Annotated in this window: 17 protein-coding genes; 12 read left to right on the plus strand and 5 right to left on the minus strand. The window is 64.2% G+C overall.

Annotated features, from left to right (window positions below; all coding sequences use genetic code 11):
- Nucleotide 1 precedes the first annotated feature (1 nt).
- A complete protein-coding gene (gene cydB, locus S101446_RS03510) occupies nt 2-1,021 on the plus strand; it encodes a cytochrome d ubiquinol oxidase subunit II (protein WP_087607620.1) in 1,020 nt (339 codons plus the stop codon).
- Complete coding sequence (locus S101446_RS03515; RefSeq protein WP_010509999.1) at nt 1,008-1,157, plus strand: hypothetical protein; 150 nt, start codon at nt 1,008-1,010, stop codon at nt 1,155-1,157. The genes cydB and S101446_RS03515 overlap by 14 nt, the downstream gene beginning before the upstream one ends.
- A gap of 72 nt (nt 1,158-1,229) precedes the next feature.
- Here the strand turns inward: S101446_RS03515 and S101446_RS03520 are convergent, their stop codons facing one another.
- On the minus strand, nt 1,230-1,535 hold the full coding sequence (locus tag S101446_RS03520; RefSeq protein ID WP_010509997.1) for a hypothetical protein: 306 nt from the start codon (nt 1,533-1,535) through the stop codon (nt 1,230-1,232).
- Between the two features lie 331 nt (nt 1,536-1,866).
- On the opposite strand from S101446_RS03520, the gene S101446_RS03525 reads away from it, so the two are divergent.
- Nucleotides 1,867-2,340, plus strand: coding sequence for an Hsp20/alpha crystallin family protein (locus S101446_RS03525; RefSeq protein WP_231290007.1), 474 nt, complete (start codon nt 1,867-1,869; stop codon nt 2,338-2,340).
- Nucleotides 2,341-2,409: 69 nt separating this feature from the next.
- Here S101446_RS03525 and S101446_RS03530 read toward each other — a convergent pair whose 3' ends face one another.
- Nucleotides 2,410-3,018 carry a glutathione S-transferase N-terminal domain-containing protein gene (locus tag S101446_RS03530; RefSeq protein ID WP_010509994.1) on the minus strand — a complete coding sequence of 203 codons (609 nt, stop codon included), beginning with the start codon at nt 3,016-3,018 and terminating at the stop codon, nt 2,410-2,412.
- A 413-nt stretch (nt 3,019-3,431) separates the two neighbouring features.
- Between S101446_RS03530 and S101446_RS03535 the strand changes: the two genes are divergently transcribed.
- From S101446_RS03535 to S101446_RS03545, 3 genes are read left to right on the plus strand one after another with little or no spacing between them, the layout of a single operon-like run.
- On the plus strand, nt 3,432-4,541 hold the full coding sequence (locus S101446_RS03535; RefSeq protein ID WP_087607621.1) for an acyl-CoA dehydrogenase family protein: 1,110 nt from the start codon (nt 3,432-3,434) through the stop codon (nt 4,539-4,541).
- Entirely contained in the window at nt 4,538-5,266 is a 729-nt protein-coding gene (locus S101446_RS03540; protein WP_087607622.1) for a PIG-L deacetylase family protein, read from the plus strand. The genes S101446_RS03535 and S101446_RS03540 overlap by 4 nt, the downstream gene beginning before the upstream one ends.
- On the plus strand, nt 5,263-5,895 hold the full coding sequence (locus S101446_RS03545; RefSeq protein WP_087607623.1) for a class I SAM-dependent methyltransferase: 633 nt from the start codon (nt 5,263-5,265) through the stop codon (nt 5,893-5,895). Before S101446_RS03540 ends, S101446_RS03545 begins: the two co-directional genes overlap by 4 nt.
- An 85-nt stretch (nt 5,896-5,980) precedes the next feature.
- On the opposite strand, the gene S101446_RS03550 is transcribed toward S101446_RS03545, so the two are convergent.
- Nucleotides 5,981-7,114, minus strand: coding sequence for a glycosyltransferase (locus S101446_RS03550; protein ID WP_087607624.1), 1,134 nt, complete (start codon nt 7,112-7,114; stop codon nt 5,981-5,983).
- Between the two features lie 94 nt (nt 7,115-7,208).
- Here S101446_RS03550 and S101446_RS18340 point away from each other — a divergent pair, with 94 nt between their 5' ends.
- The 5 genes from S101446_RS18340 to fdhA all read left to right on the plus strand — a co-directional run bounded on the left by S101446_RS18340 (nt 7,209) and on the right by fdhA (nt 15,447).
- On the plus strand, nt 7,209-7,367 hold the full coding sequence (locus S101446_RS18340; protein WP_244184463.1) for a hypothetical protein: 159 nt from the start codon (nt 7,209-7,211) through the stop codon (nt 7,365-7,367).
- Between the two features lie 629 nt (nt 7,368-7,996).
- Nucleotides 7,997-11,188: an efflux RND transporter permease subunit gene (locus S101446_RS03560; protein ID WP_010509981.1), complete on the plus strand. Its 3,192-nt coding sequence runs from the start codon at nt 7,997-7,999 to the stop codon at nt 11,186-11,188.
- Complete coding sequence (locus tag S101446_RS03565) at nt 11,188-12,375, plus strand: efflux RND transporter periplasmic adaptor subunit (RefSeq protein WP_010509980.1); 1,188 nt, start codon at nt 11,188-11,190, stop codon at nt 12,373-12,375. The genes S101446_RS03560 and S101446_RS03565 overlap by 1 nt, the downstream gene beginning before the upstream one ends.
- The gene (locus tag S101446_RS03570) at nt 12,372-13,958 is read left to right on the plus strand and encodes an efflux transporter outer membrane subunit (protein WP_029335561.1); all 1,587 of its coding nucleotides are present in this window, start codon (nt 12,372-12,374) and stop codon (nt 13,956-13,958) included. The genes S101446_RS03565 and S101446_RS03570 overlap by 4 nt, the downstream gene beginning before the upstream one ends.
- A gap of 304 nt (nt 13,959-14,262) precedes the next feature.
- Entirely contained in the window at nt 14,263-15,447 is a 1,185-nt protein-coding gene (gene fdhA, locus S101446_RS03575) for a formaldehyde dehydrogenase, glutathione-independent (RefSeq protein ID WP_087607626.1), read from the plus strand.
- A gap of 11 nt (nt 15,448-15,458) precedes the next feature.
- On the opposite strand, the gene S101446_RS03580 is transcribed toward fdhA, so the two are convergent.
- Nucleotides 15,459-15,863, minus strand: coding sequence for a winged helix-turn-helix transcriptional regulator (locus S101446_RS03580; RefSeq protein ID WP_244184465.1), 405 nt, complete (start codon nt 15,861-15,863; stop codon nt 15,459-15,461).
- Nucleotides 15,864-15,976: 113 nt separating this feature from the next.
- Here S101446_RS03580 and S101446_RS03585 point away from each other — a divergent pair, with 113 nt between their 5' ends.
- Nucleotides 15,977-17,041: an SDR family oxidoreductase gene (locus S101446_RS03585; protein WP_019086315.1), complete on the plus strand. Its 1,065-nt coding sequence runs from the start codon at nt 15,977-15,979 to the stop codon at nt 17,039-17,041.
- 226 nt (nt 17,042-17,267) lie between these two features.
- Here S101446_RS03585 and S101446_RS03590 read toward each other — a convergent pair whose 3' ends face one another.
- Nucleotides 17,268-17,837, minus strand: coding sequence for a recombinase family protein (locus S101446_RS03590; RefSeq protein WP_087607628.1), 570 nt, complete (start codon nt 17,835-17,837; stop codon nt 17,268-17,270).
- Nucleotides 17,838-17,903 lie beyond the last annotated feature (66 nt).

Here is a 17,903-nt window from a genome sequence, read left to right on the forward strand (position 1 = left end):
CATGATGGACGTTTCCTACTGGCTGCCGGTCATATGGGCGGTGATCCTTGTGGCCGCGATCTCGATTTACGTCATCCTTGACGGGTTCGACCTTGGCATCGGCATGCTGTTCGCGCTGGAACGCGACCGGGGACGGCGCGATGTGATGATCAACACCATCGCCCCGGTATGGGACGGGAACGAGACGTGGATGGTACTGGGGGGCGCGGTGCTGTATGGCGTGTTCCCCGGGGCCTATGCCACGCTGCTGCCGGCGTTCTACATGCCGGTCGTGGTGATGCTGCTGGCGCTGATCTTTCGCGGCGTGGCGTTTGAATTCCGCATCCTGACCCGCGATACCCCGCGTGAACGGCTGTGGGAGGGCGGGTTCATGGCCGGTTCCGCCATTGCCGCATTCTGCCAGGGGGTGATCCTGGGTGGCGTGGTGCAGGGGATCAGGGTTGTTGACGGCGCGTTTGCCGGCGGCGCGCTGGACTGGCTGACGCCGTTCAGCATCCTGTGCGGGGTGGCGGTCATGTGCGGCTACGCCCTGCTGGGGGCGACGTGGCTGGTGTGGCGCACCACGGGCGGGCTGGAAGCGGCGTGCCGCCGGTGGGCGGGGTGGCTGGCCATCGGGCTGTTCATGGGCATTGTCGCGGTCAGCGCCTGGACGCCGCTGCTGCATGCGCCCTACCTGCGGCGCTGGACCGACTGGCCCAACATCGCCCTTGTGGCCCCGGTGCCGGTGCTGGTGGTCGTGCTGGGTATCGTGCTGGCGCGCTCTCTGCGCCGGGGGCAGACGCGGGTGCCGTTCGCCTGCGCGCTAGGCTGGTTCGGGCTGTGCCTGTCGGGGCTGGGGATTACGGTCTGGCCCTATGCCGTGCCGCCGGGGCTGACGTTGTGGGATGTGTCATCACCGCCCTCCAGCCAGTTTTTCCAGCTGGTCGGCACCGCCATCATGATGCCCATCATCCTGACCTATACCATCCATTCGTATCGTGTATTTCGTGGAAAGGTGACCCAGAGCGATGGCTATCACTGATATTGTCGTGGGAAACGGGGACAGGGCGCCCCGCCACGCGGGCGTGCGGATCGCATGGTTCATCGCCATCTGGTCGCTCAGCACGGCGGTGTTCTTCGGCGCGGCCAGCCTGCTGCACCTGATCGTGCCCCATTAGGCGCTGATTCAGGAACTTCTGTCCAATGCCTGTCCAATGCCCCGCCACGAACGGGCGGGGCATCCGGCCGGTTCAGCCAACGCTGACGCTGACCTTGTGCAGTTCCGCCTTCACCTTCGCATCGGGGTGGCCGACGTGGAAGGATTCACCGGACAGCAGGCGGATGTCGGTCATGTCGGACAGCGGCAGCACGCTCCATTCGCCCGTGGGGGGCACGCGCTTTTCGTGGGCGTCCTCGCCGCGATAGATCAGGACATGCGGCGTGCCATCGCGCTCACCCAGCGCATGGGGGGAACCGGTGTAGTTCTTGCCATCGAAGGTGAAGCCGACCACGGACTTCTTCTGGATGGCGTCACGAAGCGTGTTTTCAACTGACATGCATGTTTTCCATTCTGGTTGAACCCGATACGGGTTGCCGCATGTTATAACGGACCACGCAGGATATAGCCTTTCTGGCGGCATGCAGAAGCGGCGGAGGTAATATATTGCTGCAATACTGCCCTGCATTGCACAAATTCAGGCACGGCATGGCATAAATCCCGTCCCCTGTCGTTGCGATAAAGTAAAGGACAGCCCTGCATGGAATGGACCGCATGGCAGGATTGATCTGTGTCAGGGTCGGGGCCGGATATTGGCCCCAGCATTCATGGTGCAGGGCGGACATGACCCAGACAGACCGCCCAATGACATGTATCGAGGAGCAATGACCATGATTGCACGACCGACATTTGTCGCGACACCAGTCCGTACGACCACAGCCACGGCGCGGGCGGCCGACCCGTTCGCGGTGCTGCAGCGCCAGGTGGGGCGGCTGATCGACGACTACCGCGCGCCCGACACGTTCGGATCCGGCCGGATCGGGTCCACCGACATTACCGAGGACGCAACCGGCTACCACATCTATATCGAAGTGCCCGGCTGTTCGGAAAAGGACATAACCCTGAACGCCAGCAATGGCGTGCTGAGCATCTCGGGCGAGAAGAAAAGCCCCGTGACGGCGGAGCAGAAACAGCACGTCTCCACCCGCAGCTTCGGCGCGTTTTCCGAGCATTTCAGCCTGCCCGAAGGCGTGGACGAGGACAAAATCAGCGCCCGCATCAAGGACGGGGTGCTGCAGGTGACCCTGCCGCGTCGTGAACCGGCCAAGCCGACCGAACGCAAGATCGAAATCCAGCCCGGCTGACCGCGGCGCCGGTTTTTACGGTCGCATGGCCCGGATGCCGCTGGTGTCCGGGCCATGCGCGTGTACGGTTCAGTCCAGCCCTTCCTCGCGCCGGGCCTTCTGTGCCGCCGGGCGGGCGAACACCGCGTCACGCAGGGCGCAGGCGCGGGGCCAGGCCGAAAGGTCGATCCCCAGCGGGCCGGCCCAGCTCAGGATCACGGCCATCAGCGCATCCGCCTGCGTGAAGCCCGCGGGCAGCATGTGGCCGTTGCCGCCTGCCTCCAGCAATGCTTCGACCTGCTTCAGGCGGCGGGTGACATTCGCCAGCAGCCGCTCGCGCATGACATCGGGCAGTTCCGGGGCGAACAGCGCGCCGAACGCGCCATGCACGTCCTCGCAGAACCCGATGGCTTCGAGCAGGCGGAAGAATTCGACCGTATCAGGGGCAGGATGAAGGGCGACATTGCCCGACTGTTGCCCGATATAGGTCAGCACCGCCACGTTCTGCGTCAGCACCGTGCCCGGTGCGATTTCCAGCGCGGGCACGGCCCCGCGCGGGTTGATTTTCAGGTAATCGTCCCCGCTGGCGGTCCGCTTGGCCTTCAGGTCCACCTGTTCAAGGCTGTGCGGCAGCCCGGTTTCATTCAGGATGATATGCGCGGCAAGCGAGCACGCGCCCGGCGTATAATACAGCTTCATTGCAACGGCCTTCCGTCTGGATCTGGCTGGGGCATGACGACAGCGTCCCGCCCATGTCCCGAAAACACTGGCACATGCGGCAGGCCATGAAAAGCGCGGGCCCATGACCGGCACGCAGGGCACCGACGGCCCCGCCCGATTGTAACACCGCGCAGGGAACCAACAGCCCCCCGCCACTGTTTGTGCCTGCAGGCGGGCAGCACGTGGGTTCTGCCCGGCCTGTTCCCTTTCCGCCAGGAGACCGTCTGGAAAGCCAGCCCGTGACAGCACCGGAAAACCGAAGGACGTTTCTGGTGAAGCCTTCAGGCTTCGGAAGGACGCCGCCATTCCGAAAAAAGGCGGCACCCAAAAACTTTTGTTTTTATCAGCTGGTTATCACCAGACAGTCTCCTAAAACATAAAGGCATTGCCGCATGACCTTTCCCTTCGACGCCCTGGCCGCCTGTCGCGCGGAACTGGAGGATGAAGCAACGGTCAACGACGCACGGGCCGCATTCCCCACCGCCGGGCTGGACCGCCTGCGCCAGCTTGGCGTACTGGCCGCGGCCCTGCCACAGACGCTGGGCGGCCTGGGCTTTGGCACCGAACCGCACGGGGCGGCGGGGCTTCTGCACATGCTGCGGCTGGTGGGGCAGGGCAGCCTTGCCCTTGGCCGCGTGGTGGAAGGCCACGTCAACGCCATCCGCCTTGTCGCGCTGTACGGCACGCCCGAACAACTGGCCCATGTTGCCGCGGAGGTGCATGACGGCGCGCTGTATGGCCTGTGGGTCACCGATGGCGTGACGCCGCTGCGCATGGACCAGACGGCGCGCGGCATTACGCTGCATGGGGGAAAGGCCTTTGCTTCCGGCGCGCGGCATGTCACCCGCGCCCTTGTCACGGCGCGGGCGGGGCAGGATGTCACGCGCATGCTGCTGGTGGCGATGGGGGCAGGGCGCGCCGTCCATGACGGCGGTGGCGGGCTGACCGGCATGCGTGGGGCGGGCACGGGGCAATGCGACCTGACCGGCATGACCGTGCTGCCCTCGGCCCTGGTGGGGCAGGCGGGGGACTACCTGCGCCAGCCCGAATTCTCGGCCGGGGCATGGCGCGGCATGGCCGTGGCGCTGGGCGGCATCGAACGCCTGAGCGCCCTGCTGCGCGGCCAGCTTGCCGCGCGCGGCCGCGCGGGCAGTCCGGCGCAGCAGGCGCGTATCGGCATGGCGCTGATCGCGGCGGAAACCGCCCTGCTATGGACCCGCCGCGCGGCCCTGCTCGCCACCGGTCATGACCGGTTTGCAGCAGGCGACATTTCCGCCACCGTCAACCTGGCCCGGCTTGCGGTGGAGCGCGCGGGGCTGGAGGCAATCGAACTGGTCGAACGCGGGCTGGGGCTGTCCGCCTTCGTGCGCGACAACGTGGTGGAACGGATCATCCGCGACCTGGCCACCTACCTGCGCCAGCCCGCCCCGGACGAGACATTGTGCGAAGCCGCCGCATGGTTCACGCAGCGCGACATGCCACAGCCGGACATCCGTGCATGAAGGCGGCCCACCTGCATGCGGCCCTGCGCGGCCTGCCCGTTGCCCCCCTTGCCACCATTGCGCCGGGCACCGCGCTGGTCCTGGCCCCGCACCCCGATGATGAAAGCCTGGGCTGTGGCGGGCTGATCGCCGCGTGCTGTGCGGCGGGCCGGCCGCCGCTTGTGGTCATCATGACCGATGGAGCGGCGTCCCACCCGCATTCGCGCCAGTGGCCCGCCCCGCGCCTGCGGGCAAGACGCCAGCGCGAAGCACGCGACGCCGTGGCGTGCCTGGGCCTTGCATCCGACCGGCTTGTCTTCCTTGGCCTGCCCGATGCCGCCGCCCCGCATGACGGGCGGGTCTTTACCGACATCGCCACACGGCTGGCCCATCTGGCCATCACCCATGGCTGCACCACGGTTTTCGCCCCATGGCGGGCGGACCCGCATTGCGATCATGAAGCAACGTGGAAAATGGGCGTGGCCGTGCAACGGCTTTGCGGGCTGGCGCTGCTGGCCTATCCCGTATGGGGCTGGCTGCTGCCGCCCGACAGCGAACTGGACCACCCGCCGCCGCGCGGCATGCGGCTGGACATCACCGCCCATCGCGCCGCCAAGGCCCGCGCGGTCGGCATGCATGAAAGCCAGTACGGCGGCCTGATTACCGATGACGCCGAAGGTTTCCAGTTGCCCGACAGCCTGCTTGCGGCGCTGGTGACGGATTTTGAGGTCTTTGTCCATCCATGAACGCCACAAGCTGGTCCCGGACCGTATTCGAACGCCTGCACAGCCAGCGCGCCGACCCGTGGGGCGTTGCGACGCGGACCTATGAACATGACAAGTACCGCCGGACGCTGGCCGTGCTGTCGGGCCAGCATTTCCATCAGGCGCTGGAACTGGGGTGTTCCATCGGCATGATGACGGCGCGGCTGGCGCGGCAATGCGACCGGGTGCTGGCGGTGGACGTGGCCGAAGCCGCATTAAGCCGCGCGCGCCACCGCTGCGCCGGGCTGCCGGGGGTGTCGTTCCATCGCGGGCAGCTGCCGGGCGCGTTCCCGCCGCTGCCCGCGCGGTCATGCGACCTGATCGTGATTTCGGAGATGCTGTATTTCCTGTCCCGCCGCGATATCCGCACCCTTGCCGCGCAGTGCCTGCGCGTAAGGCAGGCCGGCGCGCCGGTCATCCTGGTCAACTGGACCGGGCCGACCGATACGCCATGCACGGGAAACGAGGCCGCCCGCCTGTTCATCAATACCTGCCGCGCTGGCGGCCTGCACGTAACCCATGCCCGGCGGTACGCGCGCTACCGGATCGACGTGCTCAACGGGCCGGACATGCCGGAAGTCGCGCCGTCCATCCCTGAAACCGCCATCTGATCCCACAGGTGTTCCAGGCGAAGCTGTTTTGAAAAAAGGCGACACCTAGAAATCTTTACCCGTTTCATCCCGTGATACGCCCCGTTCACCGCACCGCCGACGTCACGACCGGGGCCGGGACCGGCATGACGCCGGGTGCGGCATGCGTCACCAGCAGGCTGTCCACGATCCGCCGCGCCGCGTCCATATGCATGGGCAGGTCGGCACGGCGTACGGGCACGCGCCGCGATACAGGGCTTAAGGCTTCTAGCCGGTCCCATGCCATGCCGCCAAACCGGGCACGTGACATATGCGCCACGCAGCCCGTGGGCAGGCGCAGCAGGGCGGCCAGATCAGCAACCGCGTCATGCCACGGGCCGGTGGCGGACGGCAGGGCGCGCAGCCGGTGCAACGCCGCGCGCGCCTGCGCGCGGCGCAGGCAGGCCCGTGGCGGTTCAAGACTGTCATCCAGCATTTCGTCCTGCCGAACCATGCGCCGCGCCATGGTGTCCGCCATGCCGCCACAGGCCCGCCCCGCCGTACGGCCCGACACGCACACCGTGACATCGGGCGCGTGACGGATGGCGGCATCCACGTGCCGCAGGGCACGCAGGAAACCCCGGTCCTCACCCAGCGGCACGGCGGGAATGCCGCCCGCGCGCCGCCACGCGGCCACCGTTACCGCAATGCTGGCGCCGGAATGTTCCGTATGGCGCGGCCACGGATCATGCAGGTCGGGATCGACCAGGTCATGGATACGGTCCAGCAGCGTGGCATAGGCGGTTTCCATGCGGTCATCTTCATGCAGGTGGGCGGGAATCAGCCGCGCTTCCTCCGCATCAATCAGGGCGCGGCCGCAGACCACGTCGGCCCCCGCGTCAAAGGCGGCAAGGGTGTGGGCCAGCCAGTCCGGCGCGACGCGGCCATCGGCATCGGTTGTCAGCAGGATGCCATCCGGCCCCGCCAGCGCCGCCGCCACCTGCATGGCCGCCCGCCGGGCCGTGCCCGCATGGGCCATGGCCGGGGGATAGGTCCGCTGCGCCACGACCACGCCAAAGGGCAGGGACGGGACCAGCGCACGCACCACGTCGCGCGTACCATCCGTGCAGTTGTTGAGCAGCAGGACAACATGGGACAGGCAGGCGCGCTGCTGTACCGCAAGGGCATGCAGGCAGGGACCAATGCGTTGTGCTTCGTTTCGCACCGGAACAGCCGCGACAAGGGGGCGGGCAGGCGGCATGGATCACCTGTTGGAAAGGGAAATGGTAAACGCAACGCGGGACGGCACGGTTGCAGGCCGCGTGACAAAGCATTACCGGCTCCGGACGGATGCAATGACCCCACGGAAGGGGGAATGCATATATGCCGTTCCGGGTGCGACGGGCCACGGTACGCATGTCGTGATGCATGACGATACAAAGGCCGCCACGTGGCCGGACCGGGACGCGCCTGTCGCCGTGACGGATCCGCGCGACATGCCGGTGCTGGCATGATTATTACATGCGGAACGGTTTTCCGGCAGCACCACGCGACCCTGCGCCCATATGGCGGAACCATCCGTCGATCAGCGTCATCACCGTCCGCCCGGCCCGATACGGGACAGTATCAACCTGCGTCGCGCATATGCGCACAGCCCCCACGGTTTTTCTTTCCCGCCCACGCCGTTACATGCCACGCGGCGGGAATGACTTGATTTTTACCATGAAATGCCGGCGGGGAAGGGAACCCGCCCATATTGGCAATGGTTCCCTGATGACAGATTTTTTATTTATTAAATTGCAGAAGTTATAAATTATACTTCATAAATTATCGGAAATAATAACAGACATTTCCGGTAATGAAGATTATTTTAAATCTTATCTGTTCATACTTTGTAAAAAAACGCTGTATCTGTCGTTTCAGGCAGATGCCGCATGCCCCCATGCTGGCCCGCCCGTGACCGATCATGCCGGAGCATCGTCCTATGTCCACCATTTCCAACATGACCCGTAACCCTTAGGGCCCGCCCACCAGCGCGTGGGAAGCGTCACACCCATTCATGCAGTAAAAACCGCATGCCAATACTGTGGCGCATGCCCACGGTGTCGCGCGGTTCTTCGTACTACAGGGAATTATCCATCCCATGAACGCCATCGTAGTGACCGCACTGCGTCGGCCCTATACCTTCGTGGTGCTGTCGATCCTTATCGTGGTCTTTGGCATCATGTCGGTATTGCGCACGCCGACGGATGTGTTCCCAAATATAAAAATACCGGTCGTATCCGTTGTATGGACCTATGGCGGCATGCTGCCAGAGGAATTCGCGGGCCGTATCATCTACAATTACGAACTGATGGTGACCTCGACCGTCGAGGGCATCGAACATATGGAAAGCAGTTCGTATTACGGGCGCGGTATCGTCAACATATACTTCCAGCCCGGAACCGATATCGGCAAGGCGGAAGCGGAAGTGACCGCCATTTCCCAGACGGTCATAAAACAGCTGCCCGAAAACATCCCCTCGCCAATGGTGATGAGCCTTGATGCATCATCCGTGCCGGTGCTGACCCTGCAGGTCACGTCGGACAGGCAGACGCCATCCGACCTGTTCAAGCTGGCCATGATCCGCGTGCGCCCGCTGCTGGTGACCGTGCCGGGGGCCGTGGTGCCGCAGGCCTATGGCGGCATGGACAGCTTTGTCATGGTGGCGCTGAACCAGCAGCAGCTTCAGGCGCATCACCTGTCGGCCATGGACGTGCAGAACGCCCTGCGCGGGCAGAATATCGTGCTGCCGGCGGGTGACCAGAAAATCTCGGCCACCGACTGGATGGTGCAGACCAACGCCACCCCGCGATCCATGAAGGAACTGGGCGATATCCCGGTCAAGCGCGTGGGCAATGCCGTGATCTACGTGCATGACGTGGCAGATGTCTATCGCGGCGGCCACCCGCAGACCAACCTGGTGCTGGTGAAAGGGCAGCAGGGGGTGGAAATCGTCGTGATGAAAAGCGGCGACGCCTCCACGCTGGATGTCGTGGCCGGGGCCAAGGCGCTGCTGCCGCGCATCCAGAAACTGCTGCCGCCGGATGTGAAGGTCAGCATCCTGGGCGATGCATCGGTCTTCGTTAAGGATTCCATCTTCGACGTCGTGCGCGAAATGCTGACGGCGGCGGCCCTGACCGGCATGGTGGTACTGCTGTTTTTGGGGTCGTGGCGGCCGACGGTCATTATCGCCACCTCCATCCCGCTGGCCATCCTGTGCGCGATCATCGGGCTGAACTGGGCGGGGCAGACGATCAATGTCATGACGTTGGGCGGCTTGGCGCTGGCGGTGGGCATTCTGGTGGATGACGCGACGGTGATGATCGAAAACATCGACGCGCATCTGGAAATGGGCAAGGCGCTGGAACCCGCGATCATCGACGCGGCCAACCAGATCGTCATTCCCACCTTTGTCGCCACCACCTGCATCTGCATTGTCTGGCTGCCGCTGTTTGGCCTGAGCGGCGTTGCGGGCTGGCTGTTCATGCCCATGGCGGAGGCCATCATCTTCGCCATGATCGCATCTTTCATCCTGTCGCGCACGCTGGTGCCGACCATGGCCAAATACCTGCTGGCCGGTCACAGCGTGGCGGGACATGGGGATTCCCACCATTGCGAACCGCAGGTCCACAACCTGCAATACCCCAAACGGCTGCCCGAACGCTTCCAGCAGGCATTTGAACGCGGCTTCAACAACTTCCGTGAAGGATATGCCGGCGTGCTGGAACGCGCGATCGCGAGGCGCGGGCGGTTCGTGGGCATCTTTCTTGGCGTCTCGGTCTGTTCGCTGGGGCTGTACCTGGTCGCGGGGCGGGATTTCTTCCCCGAAACCAAGTCGGGCACGATCCAGATGCACATGCGCGCGCCCCTTGGCACCCGGATCGAGGTGGCAGGCCGCGAGGCATCGCTGGTGGAAGACCGGGTCAACCAACTGTTCCCCGGCAAGGTGGAAAGCATGATCGAAAACTGCGGCCTGCCCGAAGGTGCGCATAACCAGGCCTTCATTCCCACGCCCACCATCGGCACGCAGGACTGTGACATCACCATTGCCCTGAAGGATGAGGAAACGCCGGTGTGGAATGACCGCACCATACTGCGCCATGACCTGTCGGCGCGGTTTCCCGGCACCGTATTCACCTTCCAGCCCGCCGACCTGACGGCCAAGATCCTGAACTTCGGTTCACCCGCGCCGATCGACATACAGATTTCGGGGCCGGACCTGCGTGACAATTATGATTACGCCCGCCTGCTGGTGAACCGCCTGCGCAGCGTGCCCGGTGCGGCTGACGTGGTGATCCAGCAGACCATGAAAACGCCGACCCTGTTCGTGCAGGGCAACCGCACCTTCGGACAGGCCACCGGCATGACGGAAGCCGACCTTGCCAACAACGAACTCATGACGCTGTCGGGCAGCCAGACGGTGGACCCGCAATACTGGCTGGACCCGGCCACGGGCATCACGTTCCCGCTGAACGTGTATGTGTCACAGGACCAGCTGACGCATTTCAACAACCTCATGACCATTCCGGTGGACAAGGGCGATGGCGACCCGCAGGGACGGCACATGCAGCTGCTGGGCGGTATCAGCAATGTCAGCGCCACCGGCACGCCGGGGCAGGTCTCGCACTTCAACTCCATGCCTGAAGTGGACATCTATGTCTCCGCCGAGGGCGCGGACCTGGGACAGGTCACGACCGGCGTGCAGCGCGTGCTGGACCAGACGCGGGGCAACGTGCCCTCCACCGCCGCCGTGGTGGTGCGCGGGCAGACCGAAACCATGCGCCATGCCTATGTCGAACTGGTGTTCGGGCTGGTGGTGTCGGTGCTGCTGATCTACCTGCTGATCGTGGTCAATTTCCAGTCTTGGCTGGACCCGTTCATCATCATCACCGCACTTCCGGGCGCGCTGGCCGGTATCGCGTGGGCGCTGTTCGTGACGCATACCCGCCTGTCGGTCCCGGCATTGACGGGGGCGATCATGTGCATGGGCACGGCGACCGCCAATTCCATCCTTGTGGTGTCCTTCGCCCGCGAACGGATCGAGGAACATGGCGACGCGCTGCGTGCGGCGCTGGAGGCGGGATACGGCCGTATCCGCCCCGTGCTGATGACGGCGCTGGCCATGGTGATCGGCATGGTGCCCATGGCCATGAGCAATTCCCAGAACGCGCCACTGGGCCGCGCCGTCATTGGCGGGCTGCTGGTGGCCACCGTCTCCACGTTGCTGTTCGTGCCGTGTGTCTACGCAATCCTGCACAACCGTCCGTCCCGTGCCCGGGAGGAAATGAAGTGATGTCCACCCAGAAAAAACGAAAAGTCATCATGCTGGCCGGCGCCGCCGTTATCGTGGGGTGGTGCGGGTACCTGCTGGTCGGGCGCGTGCAGCATGCGGCGGCCCTGCGGCGGGAGGCCGCCATTGCCTCCGTGCCCGATGTCATGGTCATCTCGCCCCGCCGCGAGGCACGTCATGTCAGCCTCGAGCTGCCCGGCACGGTGGAGGCCTGGTACCAGGCCCCCATCTATCCGCAGGCATCGGGCTACGTGCGGATGTGGTACAAGGATTACGGCGCGCGCGTCGCGGCAGGCGACGTGCTGGCGGAAATCAACACCCCCGGCCTTGATGCCCAGTTCGCGCAGGCGCAGGCCGACCTGCAGTCATCACAGGCGAAATACGACCTGGCCGTGGTCACCGCCCAGCGCTGGCGGCTGATGGGCAAGTCGCAGGCAGTATCGGGCCAGTCGGTATCGGTTCAGGACGCGAACGAGAAATCCGCCGCCGCGGATCTTGAGGCCGCGCGCCACAACCTTGACCGCTACGCGGCACTCGAACGCTTCAAGGTCATTGTCGCCCCGTTTGACGGCGTGGTGACGGAACGCGACATCAACGTGGGCGACTACGTGCATGAAGGGGGCGGCAACCTGAACGCCACGGGCGCGGCCAGCGAACTGTTCAGCGTGGCGGACACGCACCAGATGCGGCTGTTTGTCTCGATCCCCGAAAACATGTCCTACATCCTCCAGCCCGGCCTGCAGGCCAGCGTGCAGGTGCCGCAGTTTCCCGATCGCAGGTTCGAGGCGAAGTTCCTGACCGTATCGGGCGGCTACGACCCCGACACCCGCACCAGCGTGAGTGAATTCGTGATCGACAACACCGACCACGCCCTGTGGCCCGGAACCTTCGCCGCCGTCACCCTGACCGCGCCCGAACAGGCAACGCACCTGACCATACCCACCGGCGCGCTGGTGTTTCAGGAACACGGCATGCAGGTGGCCGTGGTGGACGGGCAGAACCACGCCCGTTTCCACACCATAACCGTGGGCCGCATGGGCGATGGCGCGACGCAGGTGCTGTCGGGTGTCACGCCCGATGACCGGATCATCGACAACCCGCCCGCCGACCTGCTGGAAGGCGAGAGCGTGCGCGTGACCCGGCCCGTGGCCGGATACAGCAACGACACCGATGAAAAGGACGACGAATGATGGCCCGTACCATCCGCCGCGCCACGGGCATGGGCGGCGCGTGCGCCCTGTCGCTGCTGTCACTGGCGGGGTGTGACCTGGCCCCCGCCTATCACGCGCCGCATTACGTCATTCCCGCGACATGGCAGGGGCAGGCCCCGTTTGGCGTGGCCCACCCTATGGACGACACCATTCCCGCGCAGTGGTGGCACAGCTTTGCCGACCCGCAGCTTGATGACCTTGAAACCGCCGCCATGGCCCATAACGGGGACCTGCAGGCCGCCAGCGAACGCTTTTTGCAGGCGCGCGCGATCGTAAGCGAGGCGCGGGCCGACCTGCTGCCGCATTTTGGCGTGGCCTTTGGCGGCAGCAACAACAAAAGCTCGGCCGAGCGGCTGTTCCGCTACAAGGGACCGATCACGGATTCAGATGAATTCTATGGCGGCATGGCATCGTGGGAACCGGATTTCTGGTCCTCCATCCGCAACCGGGTGCGGTTGCAGAAGGACTATGCACAGGAACAGGCGGCGGAATATGCCGCCGCCAGGCTGAGCCTGCAGGCCGAACTGGCCAGTGATTATTTCACCCTGCGCGGGCTGGACGCGCAGGCGGCGATCTATACCCAGTCGATCCGGTATTACCAGGAATCCCTGCGCGTGACCCAGACCCGGCTGGTGGACCAGGCGGCGTCGCAGCTGGATGTGGCGCGCGCGCAGAACCAGCTTTATACCACGCAGGCCCGCCTGCTGGACATTCAGGCCCAGCGCGAGGTGATGGAACACGCGGTGGCCGTGCTGGTCAACGTGGCCCCGTCATCCTTCCACATCGCGGCGGATGCCCACCTGAATGCCACCCGCTTCGGGCTGTCGGCCCCCATGCCGTCGGACCTGCTGCAGCGCAGGCCCGATGTCGCGATCGCCGAACGCCAGATGGCGCAGGCCAACCGCGCCATCGGCATCGCACGCGCCGCGTTCTATCCGCATGTATCATTCCAGATGAACGGGGGGTTTGATGATAACGGCTTCAACCTCGCCAACCTTGCCAATTCCATGTGGTCCTATGGCGCGACCGTGACCATGCCGGTGTTCGAAGGCGGCCTGCGCCGTGCGCAGCTGCAGCAGAGCTGGTCCGCCTACCGTGAAACCCGCGACCATTACCGTGTCACCATCCTGAACGCGTTTCGCGATGTGGAGGACGGGCTGTCGCGCACCAACCGGCTGGATGGGGAAAACGGCCGCCTGCGCGCCGCCGTGGGTGCGGCCAGCCAGACACAGGACATTACCATGAACCTGTACAAGGGCGGACTTGCCACCTATCTGGACGTGCTGATCGCGCAGGTCAGCACGCTGGACGCGCGCATACAGCAGGCCGAGGTCCAGACCCGTTACCTGCAGGCGCAGGTCGGCATGATCCGTGCGTGTGGCGGGGGATGGGATGCGGCCAGCCTGCCCGCGCCCAACAAACTGTTCGGGGTTGATCCGCTGCAGTATTCCGGCCTGCATAACGCACCCCCCGTGGGCGACGTGCCAGCACCGCACAGCCACGGCCCCGACCCGGATGACAACCTGACCCGGCCGCTGCTGTCGCCGGGCATGGGGCAGTAGCAAAAACAGATAAACATTTCTGGGTGCCGCCTTTTTTTTTCAAAAAGGCGGCATTTTTGAATCTTTTTGGGAAAAAGCTTCACCAGAAACTTCTTTATTCATGACTGGCTGTCATGCCGCGGCCAGCGGGTCATTCCAATGCGTAAATATAGAACCTGCAAATACACAAAACCCGTCAGCAGAACCGGCGTTACCTGAACCCGGACATACCGGGCATATATGAACGCGGGACATGCGATTATTTGCGCAACCGTAAATAACCGCATCACGCCGCTTCATATCCCCACAGACACGGAGCAGGACAATGGGCACAAATCGCGGCGTGGTCTATCTTGGGCCAGAACACGTGGAAGTGCAGGATATCGCCGACCCGAAAATGGAAACGCCAACGGGCCGCCGGATCACGCATGGCGTCATCCTGAAGGTGGTTTCAACCAACATATGCGGGTCGGACCAGCATATGGTGCGCGGCAGGACGACCGCGCCGAAAGGCATGGTGCTGGGCCATGAAATTACCGGCGAAGTGATTGAATGCGGCAGTGATGTCGAAATGATCCGGAAGGGGGATCTGGTCTCGGTCCCCTTCAACGTGGCCTGCGGGCGGTGCCGGTGCTGCCGCGAAGGGGATACGGGCGTGTGCCTGACGGTCAATCCCGGCCGGGCGGGTGGCGCGTATGGTTATGTCGACATGGGCGGCTGGATCGGGGGGCAGGCGAAATACGTCATGGTGCCCTATGCCGATTTCAACCTGCTGCGCTTTGCCGACCGGTCCATGGCGATGGAGCGCATCCGCGACCTGACCATGCTGACCGATATCCTGCCCACCGGCTTCCACGGGGCCGTGACGGCGCGGGTGGGCGTGGGGTCGGTGGTGTATGTCGCGGGCGCGGGGCCGGTGGGCATGGCGGCGGCGGCATCTGCCCGCATCCTTGGCGCCGCGGTGGTGATGGTGGGCGACCTGAATGAAGAACGACTGGCCCATGCCCGCAAGGTGGGGTTCGAGGCGGTCGACCTGCGCCAGCATGACCGGCTGGGGGACATGGTGGCCCAGATTGCAGGCACGCCGGAGGTGGACAGCTTCATCGACGCGGTCGGTTTCGAGGCAAAGGGATATGGCGGCAACGCAAAACCCGCCATCGTGCTGAACCAGGCCATGGAGGTGACCCGCCCCGCAGGGTCGGTCGGGATTCCGGGGCTGTATGTCACCGAAGATCCCGGCGGGGTGGATGACGCGGCAAAAACCGGCAACCTGATCCTGCGCTTCGGGCAGGGTTGGGCCAAGAGCCTTGAATTCCATACCGGCCAGACGCCGGTGCTGCGCTACAACGCGCGTCTTATGAACGCCATCCTGCACGGGCGGCTGCCCATTGCCGACATTGTCAACGCAACCGTCATCCCGCTGGAGGACGCGCCGCAGGGATACCGTGATTTCGACAGCGGCGCCGCGAAGAAATTCGTCCTTGACCCCCACGGCATGCTGGCGGCGTGAAGGCCGCCGTATCAGGGTGCGTCGCGCGCATCCGCCATGGCCACGTTGCGGTCCACCTGATCCAGCGCCGCCGCGTGCTGCGCGCCCCAGCGGTAGAGCATTTCCAGCGGTTCAACAAATTCCCGCCCCAGATCCGTCAGCCGGTATTCGACCACCGGCGGCATGACCTGCATGATCTCGCGTTCCACCAGCCCCATGCGTTCAAGGTCGCGCAGGGTCTGGGTCATCATCTTTTTCGACAGGCCGGGCAGGGCGCGCTGAAGCTGCCCCGGACGCGACGCGCCGCCGCCAAGGTGCAGCGTATGCATGATCATGGTGGTCCATTTGCCCGAAAACAGGCGCAGCAGGCGGCGCGGCGCGCAATCCTGCGCAAATGGCGCGTGGCGGTAGACGTCGGGCAGGGGGGCGATATCCATGGGCGGCCTCATGGGAACGTTCAGGTAACCAGGGCACGAAAAGGTGCCGGATTGCCTTTTATGGCGTTTGCCAACAGCGTGTGAAGCCCACACCCCATTCATGGAGGATCACAATGTCCCACAGGGCGCTTGTCATCGGCGCGACCGGTATTGTCGGCCAGAACCTTGCCAACCGTCTGGTCGCGGAGGGCTGGAGTGTCTACGGTCTGGCGCGGCGGACGGAAAACCTGCCCGGCACCATCATGCCCGTCGCGGCCGACGCGCTGGACCCGGAATCCCTGCGCGCGGCGCTGGGCGGTATCGTGCCGACGCATGTGTTTTTCACGACATGGACCCGCCGCGAAAGCGAGCGTGAAAACTGCATCGCCAACAGCGCGATGGTCCGCAACGTGTTCGCCGCCCTGCCGCGCCCGCACGCACTGGTGCATGCCAGCCTGGTGACCGGGCTGAAACACTACCTTGGCCCGTTCGAAGCCTATGCACAGGGGAACCCGCCACAGACGCCGTTCCGGGAGACCATGCCACGGCTGGCGGTTGAAAATTTCTATTACAGCCAGGAAGACGCCCTGTTCGAGGCAGCGGAGCGGCTGGGCATTGCATGGACGGTCCACCGCCCGCATACGGTCATTGGCTACGCGATCGGCAACCTCATGAACATGGGCACGACGCTGGCGGCCTATGCCACGCTGTGCCGCGAGACGGGGCTGCCCTTCGTCTTTCCCGGATCGCCCACCCAGTGGGAGAGCCTGACGGACGTGACCGACGCCCGGCAGCTGGCCAGCCAGATCCTGTGGGCGGCCACCAGCCCTGCCGGGCGAAACCGGGCGTTCAATGTCGTCAATGGCGACGTGTTCCGCTGGAAATGGCTGTGGGGCGAACTGGCGGCATGGTTCGGCATTGACGCGGCGCCGTATCCCGGCCACGCCACGTCACTGGAACACATGCTGGCGGACAGGGGGCCGCAATGGACCGATATCGCACGGCGGCACGGCCTGCGCGAAGTCGCACTGGGCCAGCTTGCTTCCGCATGGCATACCGATGCCGACCTTGGCCGTCCCGTCGAATGCGTGACCGATATGAGCCTGAGCCGCAGGCTGGGCTTTACCGGATACCAGTACACACCTGATTCCTTCCTTGACCTGTTCGAACGCCTGCGGGCGGGGCGATACATTCCCTGAGGGCGTGTTGGAAAAGGTCGCCTTTTGATAAGAGACTGTTTGAAAACAACACGTTGCTAAAAAACAAAAGTTCTGGGTGCCGTCTTTTTTCAAAAAAGGCGGCACCTGGCAACTTTTATTTACCAGTATTCTGTTTTCAGACAGTCCCCACCAAGACAGGCGCGATGCCATGCCTTAATCAAACGGACCGGACATTGATCCAGCCCATAAAATATGAACATGGAATTCAGCTTTCCCTGCTGCGGCATTTGGAAAGTATGCGGTAAATGGTCGCCTTGTGTACATTGAACCGATCCGCCACTTCCGCAACCGGCAGGCCATCCTGCGTGACCATTCTATATATAGCGGCACTTTCCGCCGGATCGACCTTGGCCGGACGCCCCATGTGAATGCCGCGCTGGCGGGCGTTCAGGCGGCCCATCGCCGTGCGTTCGCGGATCAGGGCACGTTCAAAATCGGCTATGCCCGCGAATACCGTCATGACAATGCGGCCTTCGGACGATGTCGTATCCACCCACGGTTCACAGATGGAGCGTAGCCCGACATCCCTGCGCCGCAAGGATTCCGCAATTTCCAGCAGGTGCTGCGTCGAACGCGCAAGCCGGTCAAGCCGGTACACGGTGACGATATCGCCCTTCGTGACCTCCTGCAGAAGACGACGCAGCGCGGGCCGCTTCTTTTCATCTTCCAGCAGGGAATCTTCGTAGACCGCTTCACAGCCCGCGTCATGCAAATGCCACACCTGAACGTCAAGGGTGCATTCATCCGTACTTACACGCGCATAACCGATCAGCATTCTATCATCAAATCAGAATTAAATTCCAATCACCTGTCGTAATCAAAAAAGGTGAAAGTGAACAGG

The sequence above is a fragment of the Komagataeibacter europaeus genome, from assembly GCF_002173515.1.
GTDB lineage: Bacteria > Pseudomonadota > Alphaproteobacteria > Acetobacterales > Acetobacteraceae > Komagataeibacter > Komagataeibacter europaeus.

Bases quoted from the DNA above. Each gene is read 5' to 3' on its own strand.
- cydB (WP_087607620.1), top strand. From the start codon at position 2: ATGATGGACGTTTCCTACTGGCTGCCGGTCATATGGGCGGTGATCCTT.
- S101446_RS03515 (WP_010509999.1), top strand. From the start codon at position 1,008: ATGGCTATCACTGATATTGTCGTGGGAAACGGGGACAGGGCGCCCCGC.
- S101446_RS03520 (WP_010509997.1), bottom strand. From the start codon at position 1,535: ATGTCAGTTGAAAACACGCTTCGTGACGCCATCCAGAAGAAGTCCGTG.
- S101446_RS03525 (WP_231290007.1), top strand. From the start codon at position 1,867: ATGATTGCACGACCGACATTTGTCGCGACACCAGTCCGTACGACCACA.
- S101446_RS03530 (WP_010509994.1), bottom strand. From the start codon at position 3,018: ATGAAGCTGTATTATACGCCGGGCGCGTGCTCGCTTGCCGCGCATATC.
- S101446_RS03535 (WP_087607621.1), top strand. From the start codon at position 3,432: ATGACCTTTCCCTTCGACGCCCTGGCCGCCTGTCGCGCGGAACTGGAG.
- S101446_RS03540 (WP_087607622.1), top strand. From the start codon at position 4,538: ATGAAGGCGGCCCACCTGCATGCGGCCCTGCGCGGCCTGCCCGTTGCC.
- S101446_RS03545 (WP_087607623.1), top strand. From the start codon at position 5,263: ATGAACGCCACAAGCTGGTCCCGGACCGTATTCGAACGCCTGCACAGC.
- S101446_RS03550 (WP_087607624.1), bottom strand. From the start codon at position 7,114: ATGCCGCCTGCCCGCCCCCTTGTCGCGGCTGTTCCGGTGCGAAACGAA.
- S101446_RS18340 (WP_244184463.1), top strand. From the start codon at position 7,209: ATGACCCCACGGAAGGGGGAATGCATATATGCCGTTCCGGGTGCGACG.
- S101446_RS03560 (WP_010509981.1), top strand. From the start codon at position 7,997: ATGAACGCCATCGTAGTGACCGCACTGCGTCGGCCCTATACCTTCGTG.
- S101446_RS03565 (WP_010509980.1), top strand. From the start codon at position 11,188: ATGTCCACCCAGAAAAAACGAAAAGTCATCATGCTGGCCGGCGCCGCC.
- S101446_RS03570 (WP_029335561.1), top strand. From the start codon at position 12,372: ATGATGGCCCGTACCATCCGCCGCGCCACGGGCATGGGCGGCGCGTGC.
- fdhA (WP_087607626.1), top strand. From the start codon at position 14,263: ATGGGCACAAATCGCGGCGTGGTCTATCTTGGGCCAGAACACGTGGAA.
- S101446_RS03580 (WP_244184465.1), bottom strand. From the start codon at position 15,863: ATGGATATCGCCCCCCTGCCCGACGTCTACCGCCACGCGCCATTTGCG.
- S101446_RS03585 (WP_019086315.1), top strand. From the start codon at position 15,977: ATGTCCCACAGGGCGCTTGTCATCGGCGCGACCGGTATTGTCGGCCAG.
- S101446_RS03590 (WP_087607628.1), bottom strand. From the start codon at position 17,837: ATGCTGATCGGTTATGCGCGTGTAAGTACGGATGAATGCACCCTTGAC.